The sequence below is a fragment of the Nocardia yamanashiensis NBRC 100130 genome (genome assembly GCF_001613325.1).
Taxonomy (GTDB): Bacteria; Actinomycetota; Actinomycetes; order Mycobacteriales; family Mycobacteriaceae; genus Nocardia; species Nocardia yamanashiensis.
In genome coordinates this window covers 1-17,681 of the sequence record NZ_BDCD01000001.1, presented here as the reverse complement: position 1 = coordinate 17,681, position 17,681 = coordinate 1, and the positions used below count along the sequence as shown (strand labels likewise).

The 17,681-nt window shown below is 69.5% G+C and carries 13 protein-coding genes and 1 pseudogene; 6 read left to right on the top strand and 8 right to left on the bottom strand.

Annotated elements, in window-relative coordinates; genetic code table 11:
* Positions 1 to 2,256, bottom strand: a pseudogene (locus NY1_RS00070) (hypothetical protein); the annotation flags it as partial.
* Between the two features lie 10 nt (positions 2,257 to 2,266).
* Positions 2,267 to 3,949, bottom strand: coding sequence for an Hsp70 family protein (locus NY1_RS00065; protein ID WP_067706307.1), 1,683 nt, complete (start codon positions 3,947 to 3,949; stop codon positions 2,267 to 2,269).
* A 50-nt stretch (positions 3,950 to 3,999) separates the two neighbouring features.
* On the opposite strand from NY1_RS00065, the gene grpE reads away from it, so the two are divergent.
* The 3 genes from grpE to NY1_RS00050 are packed head-to-tail and all read left to right on the top strand — an operon-like array spanning position 4,000 to position 6,545.
* Positions 4,000 to 4,572: a nucleotide exchange factor GrpE gene (gene grpE, locus NY1_RS00060; RefSeq protein WP_084534475.1), complete on the top strand. Its 573-nt coding sequence runs from the start codon at positions 4,000 to 4,002 to the stop codon at positions 4,570 to 4,572.
* Positions 4,573 to 4,617: 45 nt separating this feature from the next.
* Entirely contained in the window at positions 4,618 to 5,406 is a 789-nt protein-coding gene (locus NY1_RS00055; RefSeq protein ID WP_067706304.1) for an SDR family NAD(P)-dependent oxidoreductase, read from the top strand.
* Complete coding sequence (locus NY1_RS00050) at positions 5,403 to 6,545, top strand: 3-ketosteroid-9-alpha-monooxygenase, oxygenase component (RefSeq protein ID WP_067706301.1); 1,143 nt, start codon at positions 5,403 to 5,405, stop codon at positions 6,543 to 6,545. The genes NY1_RS00055 and NY1_RS00050 overlap by 4 nt, the downstream gene beginning before the upstream one ends.
* Positions 6,546 to 6,566: 21 nt before the next feature.
* Here NY1_RS00050 and NY1_RS00045 read toward each other — a convergent pair whose 3' ends face one another.
* Both NY1_RS00045 and NY1_RS00040 read right to left on the bottom strand, forming a co-directional pair.
* Positions 6,567 to 7,937, bottom strand: coding sequence for an MATE family efflux transporter (locus NY1_RS00045; protein ID WP_084534477.1), 1,371 nt, complete (start codon positions 7,935 to 7,937; stop codon positions 6,567 to 6,569).
* Positions 7,938 to 8,017: 80 nt separating this feature from the next.
* Positions 8,018 to 10,084, bottom strand: coding sequence for an MMPL family transporter (locus NY1_RS00040; RefSeq protein WP_157575158.1), 2,067 nt, complete (start codon positions 10,082 to 10,084; stop codon positions 8,018 to 8,020).
* A gap of 134 nt (positions 10,085 to 10,218) precedes the next feature.
* Here NY1_RS00040 and NY1_RS00035 point away from each other — a divergent pair, with 134 nt between their 5' ends.
* The 3 genes from NY1_RS00035 to NY1_RS00025 all read left to right on the top strand — a co-directional run bounded on the left by NY1_RS00035 (position 10,219) and on the right by NY1_RS00025 (position 13,058).
* A complete protein-coding gene (locus NY1_RS00035) occupies positions 10,219 to 11,421 on the top strand; it encodes a sensor histidine kinase (protein WP_067706297.1) in 1,203 nt (400 codons plus the stop codon).
* Complete coding sequence (locus NY1_RS00030) at positions 11,418 to 12,074, top strand: response regulator (protein ID WP_067706294.1); 657 nt, start codon at positions 11,418 to 11,420, stop codon at positions 12,072 to 12,074. The genes NY1_RS00035 and NY1_RS00030 overlap by 4 nt, the downstream gene beginning before the upstream one ends.
* Positions 12,075 to 12,362: 288 nt before the next feature.
* Positions 12,363 to 13,058, top strand: a complete 696-nt coding sequence (locus tag NY1_RS00025) for a nucleotide exchange factor GrpE (RefSeq protein WP_157575157.1) — start codon at positions 12,363 to 12,365, stop codon at positions 13,056 to 13,058.
* 10 nt (positions 13,059 to 13,068) lie between these two features.
* Here the strand turns inward: NY1_RS00025 and NY1_RS00020 are convergent, their stop codons facing one another.
* The 4 genes from NY1_RS00020 to infB all read right to left on the bottom strand — a co-directional run.
* On the bottom strand, positions 13,069 to 14,073 hold the full coding sequence (locus NY1_RS00020) for a DHH family phosphoesterase (RefSeq protein WP_067706316.1): 1,005 nt from the start codon (positions 14,071 to 14,073) through the stop codon (positions 13,069 to 13,071).
* A 54-nt stretch (positions 14,074 to 14,127) separates the two neighbouring features.
* Positions 14,128 to 14,577, bottom strand: coding sequence for a 30S ribosome-binding factor RbfA (gene rbfA / locus NY1_RS00015; protein WP_067706288.1), 450 nt, complete (start codon positions 14,575 to 14,577; stop codon positions 14,128 to 14,130).
* A 19-nt stretch (positions 14,578 to 14,596) separates the two neighbouring features.
* On the bottom strand, positions 14,597 to 14,887 hold the full coding sequence (locus tag NY1_RS00010) for a DUF503 domain-containing protein (RefSeq protein ID WP_067706285.1): 291 nt from the start codon (positions 14,885 to 14,887) through the stop codon (positions 14,597 to 14,599).
* A 123-nt stretch (positions 14,888 to 15,010) separates the two neighbouring features.
* A partial coding sequence (infB, locus tag NY1_RS00005; RefSeq protein WP_157575156.1) for a translation initiation factor IF-2 occupies positions 15,011 to 17,681 on the bottom strand: 2,671 nt, incomplete at its 5' end.

The window sequence follows — 17,681 nt, the reverse complement described above, 5'->3', positions numbered from 1 at the left end:
GCTGGTTGCCGGAGTGCCGGTGCGCGTGGGTGCGGAGCGGTCGGGGTGGGAGTGGCCGGGTTGTGGGGTGGGGGCGTCGGAGCGGGTTGCTTCGGAGGCTTGGCCGGAGACGGAGGCTACGACGCCGTAGACGGGGAGGGGGCCGGTGGTGGCGCCGCCGTCTTCGAGGGCGGTGCCTCGGGTGCGGCCGACGACGCGCCAGGAGCCGTCGGGCTGGAGGCGGGTGACGCGGTATTCGGCTTGTTCGGTTGGGGACGGGGTCCAGCTGATGACGACGGTGCCGTCGGGTTTGCGGGCGGCGGTTACGCGGCCGGGTGGGCTGACCGCGACGGTGGCGAGGGCGGCGGTGGTGCCGGGGTGGTCGGCGCAGATGTCGAGGACGGCGAGCAGGGCGCGCATGCGGACGGCCGGTGGGGCGGGTGGGGCCGCCGCGAATTGGCGGTCGGCTTCGGTGAGGGCGGTGCGGGCCTGGGCCAGGAGGGCTTCGAGGGTCGGGCCGTGAGGAGCCGGGTTGGGGACGTCGGAGGCGGTGCGCTGCAAGTGTTCCAGGGCGGATATCGCTTCGGTGAAGCGGCGGGCGGCGCAGGCGGCGGTGGCGGTGCGCCAGTGCAGGGCAGCATCTTTGAGAACTTGATCGACCTGGTCGGAGACCGAGCGGACCGAAGTGAGACCGGCGCTGTCGCCGTACAGATTTCGCTGAGCGCGGTCCACATGCTGCGCGGCCTCGTTCGGGCGTCCCCGCCGCAGCGCCGCACGCGCCGCCTTCAGCGGCTCCTCCCACTCACGGGACGAGCCACCCGACCAGGAGCCGCCCTGGCTCGCGCCGCCGCCGGAAGAGCCAGTGCCCCAACTCGATCCACCCGCACCGCCGCCACCGGACGCCCCGCTGTACGAAGTACTTCCGCTCCAGCCCGATCCGCCGGTTTGGCCGGACGCACCGGTATGGCCAGACCCGCCGGTATAGCCGGATCCACCAGTATGGCCAGACCCGCCGGTATGGCCAGATCCACCAGTATGGCCAGACCCACCGTGCGAAGTGCTTCCGCCCCATTGCGATCCGCTGGAGGTTCCGGCGGGAGAACCGCCGCCGGTATGGGTAGCGCCGTGGCCGGATGTGGACCCGCTCCATGAACCGCCTTGCGGCACAGCAGAACCGCCCGGCCCGGACGAACTACCCGGCCCGGACGAGCCACCGCCCGGTGAACCGCCTCGTCCCGGGTGGCGGGTTCCGCCGGTCGCGCGGACGGGTATGGCGGGGCCGGCTTTGTGCTCGTGGCCTTCGACGGTGGTGCCGAGTTCGTTGGCGAGGAAGAAGATGATCTCTTCGGCGGTGGCGCGGTCGAGGCCGGCGGCGATGCCTTCGCCGATGAGGAAGTCGAAATCCGGTGCCACCAGGCGGTCTTCGACGAGGACGGCGGCGCGGAGCTGGGGGCGGAGGAGGTCGGTGGCGTCGTCGATGACGGCCTGGCGGTAGTCGTCCACCGTCGCGCCACCGGATTCGAGGAGGTCGCTGATGTGGACGAGGAGTTCGTCGAGGACCACGCGGATGCGGCCGGGCGGGAGTTCGCGGGTGCGGGCGCGCAGAGCGTCGGCGCGCAGGCGGATCTCGCCGGTCTGGTGGGCTTTGGTGTAGTCGAGGCCGAGCAGGACCAGGAGGGTGGGGACGGGGTCGCCGGGCAGGAGGCGTTCGTATTCGGCGAGCAGTTTGCGGATCTGCTGGCGGCGTTGCGGACTCACGCCTTCGGGGGCGAGCGCGGGGTCGGCGGCGGCCGGTTCGTCCAGGATGCGATGGCGGCGCACGCGGGCGGCGATATCGGCGGGGGTGAGACCGCTCATCTTGCCGATGTCCTCGAGCCCGGGAAGCTTGCTCGACGGCACCCCGCCGTAGCGCGCGACCAAGCGTTCGATGGCGGTGTCCAGCATTTCGAAACGTTCACCGTCGCGGCGTTCGCGCAACCGGCCCACGCGTTCGGCTTCGATCCGCCGCGAAGCGGCTTGCAGCAAAGGCGAACTCAGCTCGTCGTGTTCGTCGACCAGCAACCCGACCAGCACCCGGTATTTGGGATGGTCACGCTGCTTCTGCCAGAACGCCCACACCTCGTCCACGCGCGCCCGCACCTCGGCATCGCTGACCTGCCCCGCGGCCTCGAGCGGAATGTCGTACAGCTCGAACGCATCCGAGTGCTCGATGCCGCCGCGCTTCTCGACGGCGGCCAGCACCCGTTTGCGATAGTCGTTGGGATCGAAGGCGTGCATGGGCGCTCGCTCAGGCGGACCGGCGCCGGGTGCGCTGCAACTGGTCGAGCTCACGCGCCACATCGGCTTGCGACAGCGTGGCCCCGGTCTGCACCGACAGCGTCAGCGGGATATCGGCGTCCACGTGGTAGGCGGTCACGTGCAGCACCCCGTCGAATCCCATCTCGAAGGTCACCCGCACTTCGCTGCCCGCCGCGTACCCGGGCGGAATATCCCGGATCTTCCCTTCCACCAGGACTTTCGTATCCTCGGGCCGGGTCGAGGCGGCCTGCCCCTGCTGTTCGACGATGGTCAGCTCGATCTGATCCTGATCGGCGCGCACCGTCCCGTAGGACCGCCGCACCTTGATCGGCAGCGTCTGATTGCGATGCACCAGCCAGCTCGCCGCGAGCCCGTTGTACGGATCGAGGGCCAGCACCCCGAACCCGCGCGACACCACGGTGTCCACCTGGATCTCGAGCATGCGCCGCACCAGGCTCACCGGCTGCCCGAACGAGGAGGCGACGCGCGCGAGCGACTGTTCCAGTTCGCGCGGATCGGCGTCCTTCAGTTCGGCCCCGTCGCGCAGGCGGCCCCGGGTCACCAGGTCGGCGACCACCAGCCGTTCCATCTCCAGCTTCTCGCCGTACAGCGCCGCCCCGCGCGCCACCGACAGGTCCGGGTCGCGCAGTTCACCGGTGAGCCCGAGTTCGCGATGCAGTTCCCGCGCCACCATCGGCATCCGCGAGGACCCGCCGACCAGCAGCACCCGATCCACCTGATGCACCCCGCGCTCACCGGCCGCCGCCAGGCACGCCTTGGTCAGGTCGAGGGTGCGGCGCATGAGCGAGGCGGTCATGGCCTCGAGTTCGGCCCGGGTCAGCGTGATGACCGCGCGCGCACCGTCGTGCGCGACAACCACTTCGGTGCTCTCGGCATCGCTGAGTTCACGTTTGGCGCGTTCGGCCGCCAGCACCAGCATCTGCGATCCGGCGGAGTCGTCGAGCGGGTCCTCGGCGTCGGGGTTGGCCGCGCAGAACTGCTGCGAGAGATGCAGCGCGATGCGCTCGTCCCAGTCCGCGCCGCCGAGCTGATGGTCGCCTTCGACCGCGAGCACCGCGATGCGCCGGTCGGACAGTTCGATGACGGTGGCATCGAACGTGCCGCCGCCGAGGTCGTAGACGAGCACGGTTTCCCGTGCCCCGCCCTTGCCGATCTCGATGCTGCCGTCGAGCCGCCCGAAACCGTAGGACAGCGCCGCCGCGATGGGCTCGGACAGTACGCCCGCCACATCGAACCCGGCGTAGGTGCCGGCCTGGATGGTGGCCCGGCGTTCCTCGTCACCGAAATACGCGGGCACGGTGATGACGACCCGCCGCACGGTGCCGCCGCCGCCGAATTCCGCGTCCGCGGCCAAGCTCTTGAGGATCAGCGACGAGACGGCGGGCGCGGACCAGCGCTGCCCGTGCGCGCCGAAGCGCCATTCCGCATCGCCCATCCGGCGTTTGACCAGGGCGCATACGTGTTCGGGGTCCAGGCGGGCCTGCCGGCGCGCACCCTCGCCGACCACGTGGTCGTCGGCGGAGGCGAACAGCACCACCGACGGAACCGTCGGTTCGCCGTTCATTCCGACCAATACTTCCGGGCGGCCGTCCGCGTCGATCCGCGCGATAGCCGAATTCGTTGTGCCCAGGTCGATTCCGAAGACCCCCATGGCGGCGATCGTAGCAGCCGGAACCGACACCCGGGACTATGGTTCGGAGCATGACCGAACCAGCCGCGGCCACCGGGAATTTCGACTGTACCGACGATCCCGGCGGCGATGGCGGCAGCCCGCCCGGCCCCGCTCTCCCGGCCCCCGCGACCGACCCCGCGACGGACCGCATCACCGAGCGCATCGACGATCTGGCCCGGGTGATCGCCCGGCAGGCCGCCACCATCGAGCGGCTGGCCGACGATGCCAAGGCGCGCGACCGCCGCGAGCGCGCGGGCGCGGACGTGCCCCTGGTGGTGGAGCTGTTCGCCCTCTTCGACGATGCCCGCACGCTGGCCGCGACCGCCGGATCCGATACCGAGCGTGCGGCTTTCGAGACCTTCGCGAACCGCCTGGAGCGACTGCTCACCGGCCGCGGCGGTCAGACGGTGGAACCGAAGCCCGGCGCGCCGTTCGACGCGCTGACCATGGAAGCCGCCGATGTCCTGCCTACCGGCGAATCGGACCTGGACCGCACCGTTCACAGCGTCGTGCAACCAGGCCTCACCGTCGCCGGGCGTTCGGTGCGTCCCGCCAAGGTGGTCGTGCACCGGCATCGGCCCGTCCCGAAATCGGACGAATAAGAACAAACGCTTGTCCACTTAAGCATTAATGCTTAATCTCGGCCCATGACGTATTCCTCCGCGACCGCGGTCGTGACGGGCGCGGCGTCGGGCATGGGCCGGGCCCTGGTGACCCGGCTGCTCGCCCAGGGCGCCCGGGTCTACGCGGTCGACCGCGACGCCGCGGGCCTGGACGCGCTCGAACCCTTCGGCACCGGCCGCCTCACCACCATCACCGCGGATGTCTCGCAGCGCGCCGCCGTCGCGGAGTTCATCGATCGCGCCGCCGCCGAATCCGGCCGCCTGGACTACCTGTTCAACAATGCGGGCATCGTGGTCGGCGGCGACTTCGCGGAGATGACCGAGGACGCCTGGGAGAAGATCGTGGGCGTCAATTTCTGGGGCGTCGTGCACGGCACCCAGCTCGGCTACGCCCGCATGCGCAAGCTCGGCGGCGGGCACATCGTGAACACCGCCAGCAGCGCCGGAGTCATGCCCGTCGCGCGTTCGGCCGCGTACGCCGCGACCAAGCACGCGGTGGTCGGCTTGAGCACCTCGCTGCGTGTGGAGGCGGCCGAGTTCGGCATCCGGGTGAGCGTGGTACTGCCCGGTGTGGTCGATACCGGAATCTTCGACAGCGCGGTCAATCTGCGCGGGTACGACTATCGCGCCTCGATCGACAAGCTGCCGTTCGCCAAGGTGCGGCCCATCGACGCCGCCGACGCCATCCTGCACGGCGTCTCGAAGAACAAGCAGTTCATCACCTTTCCGGCCTACAACCGGATCATCATCGGACTCAATCGGATGCTGCCGAACGTGATGGCTCCGATCATCAATCGTGGAGGACGCAAATGAGTCAGCAGATTCGCACCATCGATGTCGGCGAACCGATGACGCGTTTCGCGCGCGGCTGGCACTGTCTCGGGCTGGCGGAATCGTTCCGGGACGGGGAGCCGCATTCCATCCAGGCGTTCGGCACCAAGCTGGTGATCTGGTCCGACAGCGCGGGGAAACTGCATGCGCTGGACGGGTATTGCCGGCACATGGGCGCGGACCTGTCCTACGGCACGGTCAAAGACGACAATATCGCCTGCCCGTTCCACGATTGGCGCTGGCGCGGGGACGGCAAGTGCGCGGGTATCCCGTACGCGAAACGCGTTCCGCCGCTGGCGCGCACCCGCTCGTGGATCACCTGCGAGGAGAACGGGCAGTTCTTCGTGTGGAACGATCCGGAAGGCAATCCGCCGCCGCCGGAGGTCGCGATCCCGCACATCGAGGGCATCGAGACCGACGAGTGGAGCGACTGGAACTGGAACTCGCTGCTCATCGAGGGCGCGCACTGCCGCGAGATCATCGACAACAACGTCGATATGGCGCACTTCTTCTACATTCACTTCGCGTACCCGGTGTACTTCAAGAACGTCTTCGAAGGGCATGTGGCGACCCAGTTCCTGCATTCCAAGGGCCGGCCGGATGTGCACACCAAGTCCAACTACTCGACCGAGATGCAGCTGTTGCGTTCGGAGGCTTCGTATTTCGGGCCGTCGTACATGATCAACTACCTGCACAACGACTTCGGCGAGCACACGGTGGAGGTGGCGCTGATCAACTGCCACTATCCGGTCACCCACAACTCGTTCATGCTGCAGTGGGGCGTGAGCGTGCAGCGCATCCCCGGGCTGCCGCCGGAGAAGTCGGGCAAGCTGGCCGCGGCGTTCGGCAAGAGCTTCGGGGTCGGGTTCCTGCAGGACGTCGAGATCTGGAAGCACAAGACGCGCATCGACAATCCGCTGCTCACCCAGGAGGACGGGCCGGTGTATCAGCACCGCCGCTGGTACGAGCAGTTCTATGTGGACGTCGCCGATATCACCCCGGATATGACGCAGCGGTTCGAGTTCGAGGTGGACACCACGCACGCCAATGAGAACTGGCAGGCGGAAGTGGCAGCCAACCTCGAAAAGCAGGCGGCGGCACGGGAATCCGAGGCGTCGTAGGCGGACGCCGGGCGCGGTGGGTCAGGCCGCGCGGCGTGGAATCTCCGCGCCGACGGTGGCCCACCGCCCCGATAGCGCGCGCCAGGCGACGGCGATGAGGCGCAGCAGCATGAAACAGACCAGGCCCGTCCAGATTCCGGCGATGCCCCAGTCGTAGGCCAGCGACAGCCAGATCAGCGGCAGGAAGCCGAGCAGGGCCGATCCCAGGGTGGCGTTGCGCAGGAACGCGGCGTCGCCCGCGCCGAGCAGCACCCCGTCGAGGGCGAAGACCACACCCGCCACGGGGATGATGGCCACGAAGAACCACCACGCCACGTGGGTCCGGTCCAGCACCGCTGGGTCATCGGTGAACAGGCGCGGGATGACCTGGTGCCCGGCAGCGAAGATCAGCGCCAGCGCGAGAGCGAATACGGTGGACCACAGCGTGATCCGGCGCGCCAAGCCCTGTGCGCCCCGGGCGTTCCCGGCGCCGAGCGCCGCGCCCACCAGGGTCTGGGCGGCGATCGCGAGCGAATCCAGCGTCAGCGCCAGGAAGTTCCACAGCTGCAATACCAGCTGATGCGCCGCCACCGAGGCCGCGCCGAACCGGGAGGCCACCGCCGCGGCGGAGACGAAACAGGCTTGGAAGGCCAAGCTGCGCAGAATCAGATCCCGGCCCAGCACCAGCTGCGCCTTCATGATCTCGACATGCGGCGCCAGCGGCACCCGGGCTCGCACCAGCGCGCTCAGGAACAGTGCCCCGGTCAGTGACTGCCCCACCAGGTTCGCGATGGCCGACCCTTCGAGTTCCAGCCGCGGCGCACCCAGCAGCCCGTGCACCAGCAACGGGCACAGCAGCGCCGAAACCAGCAGTCCCGCAACCACATACACCAGTGGCCGCCGAGTCTGCTGCACCCCGCGCATCCAGCCGTTCCCCGCCATGGACAGGAGGATCAACGGCACCCCGAACACGGCGATCCGCAACCACGGCTCGGCCGCCCCCGCGATATCCGCCCCGCCGGAAATCGCCCGCACGATGGGCCCGGCCAGCGCCTGCACCACCGCGACGATCACCAGCCCGAAGCCCACCGCGATCCAGCTGGCCTGCACCCCTTCCCCGACCGCCCCGCGCTCGTCCCCCGCCCCGTGCCGCCGCGCGGCCCGCGCCGTCGTCCCATAACTCAGGAACGTCAACTGCGTACTCACCTGCGCCAGAATCAATCCCCCCACCGCGAGCCCCGCCAGCGCCAGCGCCCCCAGCCGCCCGACCACGGCCATATCGAACAGCAGATAGATCGGCTCCGCGACCAGCACTCCGAGCGTCGGCAACGCGATTCCCAGAATCCGCCGCGGCCCGGCCTCCACCGCGTCCCGCTCCGCCACCCCCGGCACCCCGCCCACGTCACCGCTCATCCGCCCACCATCGCACACCCCGCCGACGATTCCGCCGAGCCGGCGCGGCATCGCACCATGCCGCGCCGACCACAGCTCGGTCAGACCGAGATCGATTCCGGTTCGTGGCGTGCGGGATCCGGCGAGCCGGTGACGGGGCGGGAGGGGCGGGACGGCCACCAGACGCGGTCGCCCGCGAGCAGGGTGAGGGCGGGGACCAGGATGGAGCGGACCAGGAGGGTGTCGAGGAGGACGCCGAAGGCTACCGCGAAACCGATCTGGGCCAGGGAGACCAGGGGGAGGGTGGTGAGGACGGCGAAGGTGCCCGCGAGGACGATGCCGGCGGAGGTGATGACGCCGCCGGTGACCGAAAGGCTACGGAGCATGCCGGCTCGGGTGCCGAGGTGGGCGGCTTCTTCGCGGGCTCGGCTGACCAGGAAGATGTTGTAGTCCACGCCGAGGGCGACCAGGAAGAGGAAGGCCATCAGGACCAGTCCGGAGTCCAGGCCCGCGAAGCCGAACAGGTGCTCGAAGGCGAAAACACTGGCGCCGAGGGCGGATCCGAAGGACAGGACCACGGTGGCCAGCAGGCCGAGCGGGGCGGCTATCGAGCGCAGGAGCAGGCCGAGGACCACGGTGACCACCAGCAGGACCAGGGGGATCACCACCCGGCGGTCGCGGTCGGAGGCGTGGGCGATATCCAGTTCGGCGGCGCTGGGGCCGCCGACCACCGTGCCGGGGGCGGTATCGGCGAGGGCGGTGCGCAATCGTTCGATGGTCGATCGTTCGGCGGGCGAGTTCGCCCGGTCGTGCGGGGTGGCGGTGATTTCCGAGAAGGCGGGCCCGGATCGGCCCGCTTCGGCCGCGGCGATGCCGGGGTCCGCGGCCACTACGCGCAAGGCGGCATCGCGAATATCGTTGGGGGCCATGATGAGCAGCGGTGTACCCGCGCGTTCGGGGTAGCGCTCGGCGAGCACGTGCTGCCCGCTCACCGACTCCGGCGGATTCACGAACAGATCGGCCCGCGACACCGCCGAGGTATTGCCCAGCAGGCCGAGGCTCAGCACGCCGAGTACCGCCAGCGCGGCCCCGGTGGCGAGCATGGGACGGCGGGCGATCACCGCGCCGATGCGATCCCACAGCGCGGTGCGGACCTGGGAATCGGTGTCCACGTGCGGGATTCGCGGCCAGAAGATCCAGCGTCCGCACAGCACCAGCAGAGCCGGGAACAGCGTCACCATGACCAGCAGCGTGCATACGATGCCCGCCGCACCGACCGGTCCCATACCGGCGGCATTGTTCATATCGGCGGCCAGCAGGCACAGCAGGCCCAGGCTCACGGTGGCCGCCGACGCGGCGATGGCCGGCACCGAGCGGCGCAGCGCCGCCAGCATGGCGGTCACCACCTCCGAATGCCGGTGCAGTTCTTCGCGATAGCGCGCCACGATGAGTAGCGCGTAGTCGGTACCCACCCCGAACACCAGGATGGTCAGCACGGCCGCGCTCTGATCGTTGACGGTGATGCCGAAGCCCTTCGCCAGCCCGTACACCGCCGCCATGGACAGCACGTTCGCGCCCGCCACCGCCAGCAACGGCACCAGCCACAGCAGCGGGCTGCGGTAGGTGAGCAGCAGGATCACCGTCACGACCAGCACCGTCACCAGCAGCAACCGCTCGTCGATGCCTTCGAACGCGCCCTCGAAATCGGCTTGCAGCGCACCGGGTCCGGCGACGTACACGGCCAGGCCGTCCGGGCGGTCGGCCACCATCGCACGGAATTCCGTGATGTAGGTGGCGGATTCGCCATAGGACTCCCCCACCATGACCGGATACAGCAGCGCCCGGCCGTCTTCCGAGCCGAGCGGGCGGTCCGGCCCGCCGGCACTCCCGTATTTCGCACGCAGCGCCGCGTACTGGGCGCTCGCGGTGGCGCGGTCCGCGTCCGTCACCCCGCTCGCGCGTTCGTAGACCACCAGGAACACATTCGCCGATCCGCCCGGCAGCGTCTGTTCCAGTTCCGCCGCCACGGTCGATTGCGCCGAGGCCGGCAGATAATCGGTTTCCTTGTCGGACTTCACCTCGTCGAGCCCGCCCGCGAACGGGACCAAGGCCGCGAGCACGGCTATCCACAGGCCGACGAGCAGCAAGGCTCTGGTTTTCGTTGTCATGACCGTCTCCCTCGTATCGGGTACGAGAAGCAGCCTCGCGAGATGCCGGCGCGAAAGCGTCCGCCCGTGGAGGGCTGTTGCGAATACTCCGCTGGGAGTACGCGAGCACGCGAGCACTATCGGACAATGTCGGCATGGGTGGACAGCGATGGGGCGATGCGGCGCTCACGGCGGCGCTGCTGATCGCCGAGCTCGCCATCGGCTATCTGACGTCCTTCGACCATCCGCTCGATGCCGTGGGCACCGCACTGCTGATCGCCGCGACCCTGCCCCTGCTGCTGCGCCGCCGCTATCCGCTCGCGGTGCTGATCGCGCACGGGGCGGTCGCGATGCCCTACCACTTCAACGACTTCCAGCACGAGGCGATCGTGCCCGCGACCATGGTGGCGCTGTACACGGTCGCCAGGCACGGCACCCGGCTGCGCACCGCGATCGTGGTGACCGTCGTGGTGGTGCTGGGCGTGTGCGGTATCGCGTTGTCCCCCACCGACGACGAGAGCACGTCGATCGCGGCATTCGGGGCGATCGGCTGGATCGTGCTGGCCTGCGTGGCCGGCGAGGCGGTGCGGTTGCAGCGCGCGTACATCGCCGAAGTGCTCGACCGGGCCGAACGCGCGGAACGCTCGCGCGACGAGGAGGCCCGCCGCCAGGTCGCCGAGGAACGTCTGCGCATCGCCCGCGACCTGCACGATCTGCTGGCCCATACGATCACCGTGATCCAGGTGCAGGCGGGCGTGGCGGCACATCTGCTCGACACCGAGACCGCCGGCGACGACACCGTGCGCGACGCCCTCGACACCATCTCCGCCGCCTGCGCCGACGCCCGCACCGAATTGAGCGCGACCGTCGGGGTGCTGCGCGCGCCCGGCGGCGCGGCCCGCGAACCGCTGCCCACCCTCGCCCGTCTGAAGCCCCTCGCCGAACCGGCCGAAGCCGCCGGTGCGACAGTCGAATTCGGCTCCGAAGGCGAAGTCCGCCCGCTGTCGCCCGCAGTGGAGATGGTCGGCTACCGCATCATCCAGGAAGCCCTGACCAACACCGCCAAGCACGCGGCCGCCACCCGAGTCCAGGTCCACCTGCGCTACCGCCCCGACTACCTCGTCGTGCGCATCGCCGACAACGGACGTGGAGCCAACGGCGGCGCAACGGGTTTCGGAATCCGAGGCATGTGTGAACGCGCGGCGGCGGTCGGCGGCAATCTCACCGCCCGCAGCACCGGCAACGGCTTCGAGGTGGTCGCGCGCCTGCCCCTGGACGGGCGACCGGGCGCCGCCACGACCGGTCGCAGCGGCGAAATCCCCGCCGTTCACCCGAACCCGAAGGCGGTGGGAACTTGATCCGGGTCGTCCTCGCCGATGATCAGGCGCTGGTGCGCGGTGCGTTCGCGCTGCTGGTGGCCTCGGCGCCGGATATGGAGGTGGTCGGTGAGGCCGGAACCGGTTCCGAGGCGGTCGAATTGGCGCGTAGTACCCGTGCCGATGTGGTGGTCATGGATATTCGCATGCCCGAACTGGACGGTATTGCCGCGACGGCGCGCATCGCCGCGGACGAGAATCTGGCCGGGGTGCGCGTGCTGGTGCTGACCACGTACGACACCGACGACAATGTGCTGGCGGCTCTGCGCGCCGGAGCCAGCGGATTCCTCATCAAGGACACGAAACCCGCTGCGCTGCTGGAGGCGATCCGCACCGTCGCCGCCGGTGAGGCGCTGCTCTCCCCCAGCGCCACCGCCGCCGTCATCACGCGCGTGCGCGCCCTGCCCGATCCGGCCCCGCGCCCGTCGGTCGCCACCCTCACCGATCGCGAACTGGATGTGCTGATCCTGGTCGCCCACGGGCTCACCAATGCCGAGATCGCCGAAACCCTGGTGGTCAGTCCGCTGACGGTGAAAACCCATGTCAGCCGGATTCTCGCGAAGCTGCTCGCCCGCGACCGGGTGCAGCTGGTGATCGCCGCCTACGAGGCCGGATTGATCACTCCCGCGACATGATTCGGGACCGCCGACGCGGACAATTCAGGTCAGTCGGTATGCAAAAGCCCCCGGCATACCCCACGGCCGCGACCGACCACCGGGCGGGCATTTCACAGAACGCCCGTCCGCGCGCTGTCGCGACCATCGCCCGTCCCCGCGCATCGGACAATCGATTCCGACCAGTCGCATTGAGCAGCAAGGCCCGGCGAACGGCACATCCCCAGCTCGGCGGCATTCTCGAGCGATCCAGCAATCACGGTGGCGATAGCGCGGACTCGGGTGCCGACCGGGCTCTATGGTTCATTCATGACCGATTCTCCCGCCACCGATCAACGCGCCGAGCCCGCGACCGCCGACCCCGCGATGCTCGGCGCGGCAGTGGACCGGATGAGTGAGCGCATCGACGATCTCACGCGCTTGCTATCCCGTCAGGCCGCAACCGTCGAGCGCCTCGCCGAGGCATATCTGACCAGGGCAGAGGGCACCGCACCGGGCGAAAACGCCGGGCGGGCAACATCTGTCGAAGCGACTCCGGCGACCGTGACCGCGGTCCGGAGCGCCGACGCGAGCGCGACTCTCACCCAGGAAGCCGCGCCGGCCGCGCCCCTGTCCGCCGCCGCGGCGGAGCTTGCGGCCGCGCCGGCCTCCAGTGAAACGGATGAACCGCTCATTCGGGATCTGTTCGCCTTGCACGCGCTGGCGCAGACCTTCGTCACCACCACCGAATCCGATGCCGACCGACCGGGATTCGAGGCCATCACCCGGCGGGTGGAGCGCATGCTGACCGATCGTGGCGGGCAGCTGGTCACGCCGTTCCGGGGTGCGCCGTTCGATCCGGAGACCATGCAGGCCGTCGAACTCTCCGATACCGATGACCCGGAAGCCGATCGGACCGTCGGTTCGGTGATTCAGCCCGGACTCACCGTCGGAACGTTGTCGCTTCGGCCCGCGAAGGTCGTCATCCGCCGCTACCGCAGGCCGATGACCCGCTACTCGGCCTAGCGGCGCGGGCTCAGGAGCGCGCGAGTTCCGCGGTGAGGGCGGCGATGAGCTGCTCGGGCGTGCCGGCGGTGGAATACCCTGCGGCATAACGGTGTCCGCCGCCGCCCAGCGCCATGGCCACCCGCGCCACGTCCACCCCGAGCGTGCCGTCGGCATTGTCATGGGAGCGCAGCGAGACCGTCCACTGTCCGGCCTGCTGCCGGGATTCCTTGAACACGGCGGCGACCTGCGCCTCGGCCGTGGTCCGGATCAGGTCGATCACGCTCTCGACCTCTTCCGAACGCACCCTCGCGAGATCCTCCTGCCGCACGAAGACATGGACCAGCCCGGCCCGCCCGGCCGCGTCCCGATCCAGCCGCGCCGAGCCCAGCACCCGCGAGAGCATCGGCAACCAGGCGAACGGATGGGTGTCCATGAGCGTGCGCGTGATGGCGGCCCCGTCGATCCCGGTGGCCAGCAGCCGTTCGGCCAGCGCGTGCGATCCGGGCCGCGCCCATTTGAACGAACCGGTATCGGTCACCAGCCCGGCGTAAAGACAGTGCGCCACATCGCGATCCAGCGGTTCGCCCCAGGCGTCCAGCACCCGGGCCATCAATCCCGCCGTGGAGTCGGCGGTCTCGTCGACCACGTTCACCGCCCCGAACCGGGTATTGGATCGATGATGGTCGAGCACCAGACTGATGCGCGCACCGGCCAATCGATCCCGCAGCGCCCCGAGCCGCCCCGCGCTGCCGCAGTCCACCGCCACCAGCACATCGACCTCGGCGGGCACCCGATCGGCGGAAACCAGAAAACCGGTCCCCGGCAGCGAGCGCATGGAGACCGGTAGTTCGGCGGGTTCGGCGAAGGACACCACCACGGGCACCCCGCGCCGATCCAGCACCTGAGCCAGCGCCAGCCCGCTGCCGAGGGTGTCGGCGTCGGGCTGGACGTGGCAGAGAATCGTCACCGACCGGGCGCTGTCGAGAATCTCGACCGCGGGGGTGACATCGACCTGAGTCCCGGCAGGCAGCACCGAGCCTCCTTCGTGCTCGGGGTCCGCCCGCCGGTGCTCGGTGGTCACTATGTGTCAGTTTTCGTCGTCTTCGTCTTCATCCGACTTGTACGGGTCGGCGTCGCCGGCGTAATTGGCGCCGACGGCCACCTGCGCCACCCGGGCGTCGGAGGCGCGGGCCTTGGCCAGCAGATCCTCCATTTCCCGCGCGGCGTTCGGAACAGTGTCGAGCACGAACGACAGGGTCGGGGTGAATTTCACGCCCGTGCCCGCGCCGACTTTGGAACGCAGGATGCCGGTGGCCTTCTTCAGACCGGCCGCGGCCTCCGCGTAGTCGGGTTCGGCGTCGATGGTTTCACCCATGACCGTGTAGTAGACGGTCGCCTCTCGCAGGTCGCCGGTCACCTTGGAATCGGTGACGGTGACGAACCGTAGTCGCGGATCCTTGATCTCGTACTCGATCGCGGTAGCCACGATCGAGGAGATCCGCTTGGCGAGTCGGCGTGCTCGGGCTTGGTCGACCATTGCCCAGCCCTCCTCTCAGTTAGTCTTCCGGTCCGAAGACGCGGCGGCGCACCGCCAGCAACTGTAACTCCGGACGCGCTGCGACGTGCCGTTCGCAACGGTCCAGCACTTCGGTCAAGTGCGCCATTCCGGCACTGACCATGGCTACACCCAGCAACGTACGCCGATAACGATCCTGTTCCCCGGCTTCCGCGGCGCTCACTCCGTAGCGCTGCAATTCGGCGAGGACGGGTCGGATGACGGAACGCTTCTCCTTCAGCGAATGCACATCGCCGAGCAGTATGTCGAACTCCAGCGCTCCGACAAACATCTTTTCGCTCATATGAACGCGCCCCGGGAAATGCGCGTCTGTTACCCGGAAGAGATTGGGATACACGACCTTTGCCGGGTCCGAGTCACCCCGGACCCGGCAGGTCGTGCACTTACGGGACTACTAGTCGCGCGGCTTCTCGCGCAGCTCGTAGGCCTCGATGATGTCGCCTTCCTTGATGTCGTTGAAGGTGACGGTCATACCGCACTCGTACCCTTCACGCACCTCGGTGGCGTCGTCCTTCTCACGCCGCAGCGACGCGATGGTCATGGTCTCGGCGATCACGACATTGTCGCGGATCAGGCGCGCCTTGGCGTTGCGCTTGACCGAGCCGGAGAGCACCCAGCAACCGGCGATATTGCCGAACTTCGAGGAGCGGAAGATCTGGCGGATTTCCGCCCGACCCAGTTCGTGCTCTTCGTAGATGGGCTTGAGCAGACCCTTGAGGGCCTTCTCGATCTCGTCGATGGCCTGGTAGATGACCGAGTAGTACCGGATGTCGACGCCCTCGCGGTTGGCCAGCTCGGTGGCCTTGCCCTCTGCACGGACGTTGAAGCCGATGATGATCGCGTTCGAGGCCGACGCCAGGTTGACGTTGGTCTCGGTGACGCCACCGACGCCGCGGTCGATGACGCGCAGGCGCACCTCGTCGCCGACATCGATACCGAGCAGCGCCTCTTCGAGGGCCTCGACGGTACCGGAGTTGTCGCCCTTGAGGATCAGGTTCAGCTCCGAGGTCTCCTTCAGAGCGGCATCCAGATCTTCCAGGGAGATCCGCTTGCGGCTGCGCGCGGCCAGGGCGTTGCGCTTGCGAGCGTTGCGGCGATCGGCGATCTGACGCGCGATCCGGTCTTCCTCGACCACGAGCAGGTTGTCGCCTGCACCCGGCACCGACGTGAAACCGATGACCTGGACGGGCCGCGACGGCAGCGCCGCCACGACGTCGTCGCCGTGCTCGTCGACCATGCGGCGGACGCGGCCGTAGGCGTCACCCGCCACGATCGAGTCGCCGACCCGCAGGGTGCCGCGCTGGATGAGCACGGTCGCCACGGGACCACGGCCACGGTCGAGGTGGGCTTCGATGGCCACACCCTGCGCGTCCATATCCGGGTTCGCCCGCAGATCCAGCGAGGCGTCGGCGGTCAGGACGACCGCCTCGAGCAGCGATTCGATATTCGTGCCCTGCTTCGCGGAGATGTCGACGAACATGGTGTCGCCACCGTATTCCTCGGCCACCAGACCGTATTCGGTCAGCTGCTGGCGAATCTTCTGCGGATTCGCGCCTTCCTTGTCGATCTTGTTGACCGCCACCACGATCGGCACGTCCGCGGCCTGCGCGTGGTTGATGGCCTCCACCGTCTGCGGCATGACGCCGTCGTCGGCCGCGACCACGAGGATCGCGATATCGGTGGCCTTCGCACCACGGGCACGCATGGCGGTGAACGCCTCGTGGCCCGGGGTATCGATGAAGGTGATGAGGCGGTCTTCACCGTTGACCTCGGCCAGCACCTGGTAGGCGCCGATGTGCTGGGTGATGCCGCCGGCCTCGCCCTCACGGACATTGGCCTTACGGATGGTGTCCAGCAGTCGGGTCTTACCGTGGTCGACGTGACCCATGACGGTCACGACCGGCGGGCGGACCTGCAGGTCTTCCTCGTCGCCGTCGTCCTCGCCGTAGGTGAGGTCGAAGTTGGCGAGCAGCTCGCGGTCCTCGTCCTCCGGGGAGACCACGTGCACGACGTAGTTCATCTCCGAACCCAGCAGCTCGAGGGTCTCCTCGTTCACCGACTGGGTGGCGGTGACCATCTCACCGAGGTTGAACAGCGCCTGGACCAGCGAGGCCGGGTTGGCGCCGATCTTCTCGGCGAAGTCGGACAGCGAGGCGCCACGGGCGAGGCGCACGACCTCGCCGTTACCGCGCGGCAGGCGGATGCCACCGGCGATCGGAGCCTGCTGGTTCTCGTACTCGGCGCGCTTCGCCCGCTTCGACTTGCGTCCCTTGCGAGGAGCGCCACCCGGACGTCCGAAGGCACCCGCGGCACCGCCGCGACCGCCACCCGAACCCGGGCGACCGCCACCGCCGCCACCGGGACGACCGCGGAAACCACCGGGCGCACCGGCACCCGCACCCGCGCCGCCACCGGCACCGGGAGCGCCACCGGGAGCACCGCCACCGCGGTAACCGCCGCCACCGCCACCGGGACGACCGCCGCCACCGGGACCACCCGGGCCACCCGGACGCGCGGGACGACCCGCACCACCCGGACCGGCCGGACGCTGCGCACGAGCGGGCATGGCACCCGGGTTCGGACGCGGCGGCATGGAGCCGGGGCTGGGACGCGGACCACCGGGACGGGGACCGCCCTGGCCGGGGGCCGGACGCGGACCACGCTGGTCGCCACCCGGACGGGGACCGCCCTGCGGTCCCGGACGCGGACCACCCTGGCCGGCACCCGGACGCGGACCGCCCTGCTGCTGACCCGGACGGGGAGCCGGACGCGGAGCGGGACGCTCAGGGGCCGACGAGAAGGGGTTGTTGCCGACACGCGGCGGCTTCGGACCCGGCTTCGGGCCACCCGGACGCGGGCCACCCTGAGCGGGAGCGCCGCCCTGGGCCGGAGCGCCGGACTGCGGCTGCGCCGGACGCGGAGCCGGAGCGCCCGGACGCGGAGCATCCTGACGCGGGGCCTGCGGAGCCGGAGCGGACGGGGCCGCCGGAGCGGAAGCCGCTGCGGGAGCGGCGGTTTCGCGGGCAGCGGGCTTGGGCGCGGGGCCCGGGCGAGCTGCGGACGCG